The sequence below is a fragment of the Candidatus Chlorohelix sp. genome (genome assembly GCF_037138995.1).
Lineage (GTDB): Bacteria > Chloroflexota > Chloroflexia > Chloroheliales > Chloroheliaceae > Chlorohelix.
Genome location: NZ_JBAXHI010000077.1, coordinates 1 through 7,824, shown reverse-complemented (window position 1 = coordinate 7,824; position 7,824 = coordinate 1). Strand labels below are relative to the sequence as shown.

General features: G+C 44.5%; 4 protein-coding genes. All 4 read left to right on the top strand.

Annotated features, from left to right (window positions below):
* Positions 1–102 precede the first annotated feature (102 nt).
* Positions 103–1,950, top strand: coding sequence for a DUF4209 domain-containing protein (locus tag WCK19_RS17890; RefSeq protein ID WP_342398768.1), 1,848 nt, complete (start codon positions 103–105; stop codon positions 1,948–1,950).
* On the top strand, positions 1,922–4,753 hold the full coding sequence (locus tag WCK19_RS17885; protein WP_342398767.1) for a site-specific DNA-methyltransferase: 2,832 nt from the start codon (positions 1,922–1,924) through the stop codon (positions 4,751–4,753). Before WCK19_RS17890 ends, WCK19_RS17885 begins: the two co-directional genes overlap by 29 nt.
* Positions 4,754–4,880: 127 nt before the next feature.
* Positions 4,881–5,366, top strand: a complete 486-nt coding sequence (locus tag WCK19_RS17880) for a toll/interleukin-1 receptor domain-containing protein (protein WP_342398766.1) — start codon at positions 4,881–4,883, stop codon at positions 5,364–5,366.
* Positions 5,367–5,410: 44 nt separating this feature from the next.
* Complete coding sequence (locus tag WCK19_RS17875; protein ID WP_342398765.1) at positions 5,411–6,925, top strand: Ran-binding zinc finger domain-containing protein; 1,515 nt, start codon at positions 5,411–5,413, stop codon at positions 6,923–6,925.
* The last annotated feature ends 899 nt before the right edge of the window (positions 6,926–7,824 follow it).

Here is a 7,824-nt window from a genome sequence, read left to right as displayed (position 1 = left end):
ATAATCACGGTGGGTACGGACGTTGGGCTTTTATCGAGATTACCGACCCTTGGGACGCTGAGAATACCATTCGATCAGTGTTTAAGTTAGAGAAGGAATAATATGACTATCATTGATATAGCAATTACTCCCGATGAATTCAATCAGGTAGATATTGAGTCAGTCATTAGTCAACTCAGTGAGCGAAACTGTGATTACTATTCTTCTCCTTTTTTTGCTAAATCCGAGGAAGCTAAATCAAATGGCTTGCTTATCGCCAGTGCTGTATTTAGGTTACTTGGAGCGCTCACTGATTTTCACCTTATGAGGTTGGATATACCTGAACAACCTTATGTAGCTAAATATGAAGGGTCAACTGGACGAACAGCAATGCCTGAAGATTTCACGGAAGAAGAGTTGGCATTATTAGCTCAAACTGCTAAGGATATTCAAGATGCCGATTTAAGAGCAAGAACCGCTGATGTTATTTGGCTTCGAAAGAAAGATTTTCGAATGGCTGGTTTGGCTGTTGAGTCCTATCTGGAATCGGGTACACTTCTTGAACACCCGGAAGACTGGTCACAAAGTGCTGATAGAATAGAACGAGCACTACAGTTAGCCTTAAAAATTAACTCAAAGCCTTTAGTTGATAAAGTTATTAGCCATATAGAAAATGTACTCGCAAAATATGACGGTCAAGACCCTTCTTTTTTAACCATTAAAATGTTTGAGCTACTAACTAAAAACAATAAAGTTGCTCCAGTTAAATATATCCCCCTTGTTGAGAGGTATGCTAAGGAAAATGAAAATCAAAAAGATTGGAGACGTGCCAGACATTTTTGGGATATTTTAGAACAGCTTTACCGGAAAGAAAAAAATTCTGAAAAAGCAAAAGAGGCATCGATTAATTCTGCCGAAACTCATTTTAATGAGGGCTTGGAATCTTTAAATATTGTCCCTTCTGAGGCTGACTCTTCCGAAAGAAATTATCCCGTTGCTATTTTTCATTTACAACAAGCTTATGAGGCATATACAAAAATTCCAAATGCCAAATCGCGACAGGATGAAATCCACAAGAAAATCCTTGAATATCAAGAAAAATCAGTTGAAGGGCTACCTCGTATCTCGACAGATCCCATTGATATCACAGATTTCGTTGAAAATGCCCAAAACTTTGTGCGGGGTAAACCTTTATTTGAAGCTTTATTAGCACTCGCAACAGCATCCAAGAGTGAATCAAAAAATGCTTTAAGGCAACAGGTCCTAGATTTATCCGAACAAGCGCCACTGCTTCATATAATTACAACCACAATAATAAACGAAAAAGGTAAAACAGTCGCTAAAGCGCCTGGGATACTATCAAATGACCCCGAAGAGGTTGAGGCTGCAATTACAGCAAATATGTATCGAAATTCTATATACAACCGCTCTCTTAAGGTTGCCTCAACCATTGATCCAATGCGTTATCAAATTGATTTAGAGCACAATGTGCGCATACAAGATTTTTATCCGATTGTTTTCAATAATCCCTTGATTCCGCCTGGCAGAGAACAACTATACGCTAAAGGCTTATATGAAGGGCTGATTGGAGACTTCCTCACTGCCGCTCATATATTAATTCCCCAATTGGAAAACTCCATTCGGTATTTGCTATACCGGACTGGAAAAATTACCTCCACCTTTGAAAATGAAGGTATTCAAAATGAATACGACATCAATAAAACCTTGAGGATGTCAGAGCTTACAGAAATACTTGGAGAGGATATAGTTTTTGAATTAAGGGGTTTATTAACAGAACATGCAGGTTCAAATTTAAGAAATCTATTTGCGCATGGGCTGCTGGACTACGAAAGGTTTTTTAACACAGAAGTAGAATATGTTTGGTGGCTTACGTTACGCTTACTTTTTATTCCCATTATTCACAAATTGCAAGAGGTACAGAATGCCACCGAAGAACAACAAGCAGAATAACCCCACCCCCGTTGACGCGCTCAAGCACAAGGATATGCGGGTGAATATACCCACTAACGAGTTGCAGGAGTTTGTGGCTGAGGAAGAGCAGAAGCCGAAGACGCTGCTCTACCCTCGCGACCCTTCGCTTGACCCGCAGTTGGTGTGGAAGGGCAAGGATGAACAGGATGCCGCCGCGCTCGAAGTGCCTGCCGTACCAATCTACATTCAGGAGAAAATTCATCCGCAGGCTATAATCGAGGATTTGAGAGCGGAAGCGCGTAAGGAAGTGCCTCAGCAGTTATCGCTATTCTCCGACTTCAACGGGATAGAAAACTTCGAGGATTTGGTGGATTTCTACCAGCATGAGCAGCACTGGTCTAACCGGATGATTTTGGGCGACTCGCTGTTGGTGATGGCTTCGCTGGCGGAGAAAGAGGGACTGAAGGGCAAGGTACAGATGATTTACCTTGACCCACCCTACGGTATCAAGTTCGGTTCAAATTGGCAGGCGAGTACCCGCAAGCGTGACGTAAAAGACGGTAAAGCGGAGGATTTAACCCGCCAACCTGAGCAAATTAAAGCCTTCCGCGACACATGGAAGTTGGGTATCCATAGCTACCTTGCCTATCTGCGTGACCGACTGGTGGTAGCACAGGAGTTGCTAACCGAAAGCGGTAGTATCTTTGTGCAAATCGGCGATGAGAACGTGCATCTGGTACGCTGCTTACTGGATGAAGTTTTTGGGAGTGAGAATTATATTACCACAATATCATTTCAAACTAGTGGTGGAAAATATAGTAATACCTTACCTACTACTGTTGATTACCTTCTTTGGTATGGCAAGAATTCTTCACAAATAAAGTATAGGCAACTTTATACTGAAAGGAAGGTCGGTCATACATCCCTTGATAGGTATGATTACCTTGAAGAAATAGATAGAAGCATTAGAAGACTTACACCAAATGAACTTGAAACTGGTGAGATACCAATTGGGGCAAAACGGTACAAGTTGGATGTTATTTATTCCTCTGGAGAGACTCAATCTGAATCTGACTTTATTTTTGAGGGGACAACTTATAAATGTAAACCCGGAACACATTGGAAAACCGCTCTTCATGGCATGTATCAACTCGCTAAGTGTGGGAGAGTCGCAAAGCTTGGAACAATTATAATGTATAAAAGGTTTGAGGATGATTTTCCAATAATTCCTATTCACGAGCGTTGGGAAAATACTAAGAGTGGAATAGAAAAGTCATATGTAGTTCAAACCGCAACCTCAGTCATTGAACGTTGCCTACTAATGACCACCGACCCCGGAGATTTGGTAATTGATCCCACCTGTGGCAGCGGCACTACCGCCTATGTCGCTGAGCAATGGGGGAGGCGTTGGATTACCTGCGATACCAGCCGGGTATCTCTCGCCCTTGCCCGCACCCGCCTCATGGCTGCCCGCTTTCCTTACTTCCTGCTCTCCGATACTGCTGAAGGAATTAAAAAAGAATCCGAAGTCACCGGGCGCACCCCTCCAGGCTATCCCACCTCTGGCGACATCAGGAAGGGTTTTGTTTACAAGCGCGTATCCCACATCAAACTGAAAGCCATTGCCAACAACCAAGAAATTGACACCATCCATGCCAAATATCAGGAAAGGCTTGAAGCGCTGCGCCAGCAACTCAACTCCCTGCTCCACCACAATTGGGAAGAGTGGCAGATACCACGCGAGCCGGACAAAAGCTGGAATGAGCAAGCCCTGAAAGCGCACGAACAATGGTGGCAACTCCGCCGTCAGCGTCAGCAAGAGATAGACGCTTCTATTTCGCGCAACGCCGAAGTTGAATTGCTCTACGACCAGCCCTACGAGGATAACAAACGCATCCGAGTCAGCGGACCCTTCACCGTTGAAAGCCTCTCCCCCCATCGCGTAATCAGCGCAGACGAAGAACGCCCCGCTACCGAGCAGGACGGTCAGAAGCAGCAGAGCGGGGGCGACTTCCTCACCATGGTGCTGGACAATCTCAAAAAAGCCGGTGTCCAGAACACCGTCAAAACCGAGCGTCTCAAATTCGACTTGCTTGAACCCTTCGCCGGAGAGTGGCTGCACCTCCACGGGGAATACACCGAACCGGATGGCTCTACCCACCGTGTCGCTGTCTCAATCGGCTCTCAACATGGCACAGTCGGGTCGGAGCAAATCAAAGGGGCAGCCCGTGAAGCTCTCAAAGGCGCAGGCTTCGACCTGCTGCTGGTATGCGGCTTTGCTTTCGACCCTTACGCCAGCGAAACAGTCCGCGAATTCAGCCCCGCTCCAGAGGCTACGGGCAAAAACTTCGCTATCGCCGAAGAGCGCAAACAATACGGCAAACTCCCGGTGCTGCTAGTGCGAATGAACCCCGACCTGCTAATCGGAGAAGACCTACTCAAGAAAACGGGCGCTGGCAACCTCTTTATGGTCTTTGGCGAGCCTGACATCAAAATCGACAAAGACGCGGAAGGGAAACTGGTAGTCACCCTTCAAGGGTTGGACATCTACAACCCCACCACCGGCGAAATCCGCTCCAGTCCCACCGACAAAATCGCCTGCTGGTTCATAGATACCGCCTATAACGAAGAAAGCTTCTTTGTGCGGCATGCCTACTTCACCGGAGCCGACCAACCCTACGAAAAGCTAAAACGTGCGCTCAAAGCAGAGGTGGACGAAGCCGCATGGTCATCGCTCTACTCCACCACCAGTCGCCCATTCGAGCGCCCTGCCAGCGGCAAAATCGCGGTGAAAGTCATCAATCACTACGGGGACGAGGTGCTGAAGGTCTATAGGGTTTAACTCTCTTGATTAGAAACCAGGATTAGCAGTAGGAAAAATGCCGTGGTCAGTAGCAGTTAGGGAATAAAGTTTCAATCTGAAACTGCCCCGAAGTGTATAGAGGGACATTTCAGGATAATCAGAAAAAATGACAGAACAAAATCAAAACAAAGCCTTCAAGATGTTCATCTCATACTCACATGAAGATAAAGCTTTGCGTGACCAAATGGAAAAAGTGCTGATAGAACTCAAGCGGCAGGGTTTAATTTCCACTTGGCACGATGGTCAAATATTACCGGGACAGCAGTGGGAAAAAGAAATTTTAGCTAATAGGGATAACGCCGAAATCGTCCTGTTTCTGGTCAGTGCAGATTTTAATGCATCCAGATACATTTATGAGAAAGAACTCCTACCGGTACTGGAACGGGAGAAAGAAGGCAAGGTATATGTACTGGTCGTGCTATTGCGCCCTACCTTTCTCAAAGGCTCTGAGCTTGAAAAGTTTGAGATGTTACCAATTGACAGCAAGAAGCGACCGAAGTCCGTTACCGAGTGGAGTAATCGTGACAAGGCGTTTCTAAAAGTGGCGGAGGGTATTCACAGGGTGGTACTGCATTTACGGCAAAAGCCCTAGCAGGTTCACTGTAGATTTATTTCAATAATTATAGGAACTCTCTAATGTCAGCAATTGTCTCTTCAATTTTAATCTGTGCGCCTGAAGACCAACCCATCCGGGATGAACTTCTTCTATTCTTGTCACCCCTCCTCAGGCAAGGCGAGATTTCAGTTTGGCCCGAACTTCAGCTATTCTCGGATATGGCGCAAGTAAAAAAGTTGATTTTAGAGAAAGCGCATCAATCTGACCTACTTGTTCTTATCGTTAGCCCGGAATTTCTGGATGACGAGTTCTTTTACACTGAACTTATCAAAGGGCTGGTGGATGGTGGTACGCTGCGGATAATTCCTGTAATCCTCAAGGATTGCCTATGGTGGGAAACATCGCTTGAAAAGCTGAGTGTCTTGCCCAAAGAAGTCAATCAGAAAAAGGGTCAATTATTACCCGATTATCTAGGCAGAAAAACAAAGCGAGAGCGGGTGTTGTGTCAGGTTGGGCTTGACCTGCTGGAAGTAATCAAAGAGGTGCGCGTCAAGAAAGCGGCACAACCACCACCGCTGCCCACCGCCACCGTAACAGAAACCAGACATCTGGATGCCGCCCTACCTTCCGAAGTAGAAGTGGGCGAGCGGGTTCATATACTGGCAATGCTGAGTACCGAAACCTCTCAAGGCTTGCGGGAATACTTGTCCAATATTGAAAAGCAAGAGGCTTTCGGCATCAAGCCGGAGCAAGTCGTTACACCGGGCAAAGTAGAAATAGAGTATCTCAGGGACGCAGCGGGTCAGGTGTTACCCGTAGAATTAATAGTTAGGGTTAGCAGTAAAGATTTTGAACTTGAAAAAAGCGAGGAGCGGGTAACGCTAATCCCGCAAAAAGATTCTATACCGTGCATCTTCCCAATGAAGCCGCTAAAGCTTGGCGCTCTTGCCGTAAAGCTGACGGTGAGCAGTCTTGATAAAGCTCTATTCTTTGAAACAAACCTTACAACCGAGTGCGTGGCTACGGCAGAAACTGCCGACTATACAATAAAAACAATAAAAGCAAGCTCTCTTGCCTGTAATGGTTGCGGTTCTTACAATTATTCGGACGCAGTATATTGTGTAAGGTGTGGCACTTTACTTGACGCTACTAAAATGAGTGCAGCAGCCAGTGATGAAGAGTATGATAAAACAATACCTATTAGCAGAGACAATCCTTTCCTTTCCAATTCTCTACTAGAGAAGGAACGGCAACAAATATTAGCCCAGAGCTTCATACCCCCACCCATTACCCAATACAGACAACGTACCAACGCGGCAAGAAAAAGCAGACCTGCAATTTTAGCCACCATCGCGGCTATGTTTGCAATGTTCCTTGTGCTTGGTTTCTTACTAGCAGTCATTTTCAATGTAGCCGTTATAGGCAATGGGGACGCTACTGCGACAAGCGCACCCTATGTCTCTGCAACGCCAACTATGAAACCTACTACTAAAATAGCACCCGCTGCTACAACCCCAACTCTGACAAGTACGCCTAACGTCCAACAGAACAGCCAGCGCAAACTGGTTACAGACACTCCGGTACCACCACGCTAATTACTACCAACATAACGGAGAAACGTTTTATGAGGAGACCTTTAATCACTGGGCGAGGGTGTTCGATTAATAATTGAAGATCAGATCTGCCTAAATTTTCGTGGTAAAGCAAAAAGGAAGCCCTTTTTCGTATAGTAGTAAAGTAAGGGGCATTATTTCACCCTATTTCACTTGATTTTAGCGGGTGGTCGGAATCCCTGTTTATTGGATAGCAAGTTTTGATTTGTTGAAGCTCATGGTTTTAGGGGCGGAACCGATGTAGCTAGTTTGACCACCTCTGTCTATCTTTTGATCTTGAACTACGAAATATTACACAGATCCTGATTTTGTATCTTTTCAATAATTCGGGGAGATACGCGAAATTGCGGTCATTTTAGGCTCAATTGTGAAGACGTTCCCCGCATTTACCCCTAGTTATTGAGAGGATACGTGATTTTCTCAATTATTAATCTAACACTTCATCTCATGAACCCCCTTTGAAATATACGAACCATGAGCCTCAAGTGACTAAATAAATTGAGAGCCAAAATAGTTTCATTTATTTTTTACCACATATCAATTGAATATTTACCTAGTGTAGGCTACACTAATTAGTGTTAAATATAACTAATTTAAGCTTAACATGAATGAATCGGGTTATTGTAAAATACTACTACTTCCCATCAACCCGAAACAGCTAAAGGTTTGTAGAATATTTCGAAATTTAAGAGCCTAATCATTTTCTAGGGAGTACGTCAATTACTGATTTTTGTTTTTGAATTCAAGTGTTGCTTTTAGAAAAATAGTAAAGATGTGAAGCAACACAAAGCTAATTGTAAATTTTCTCCACAATTCTGCTAAAAATAATGAACACTGACACAAAGTTTCCGATATAGCTTCGCTAATTATAAACGTCATCC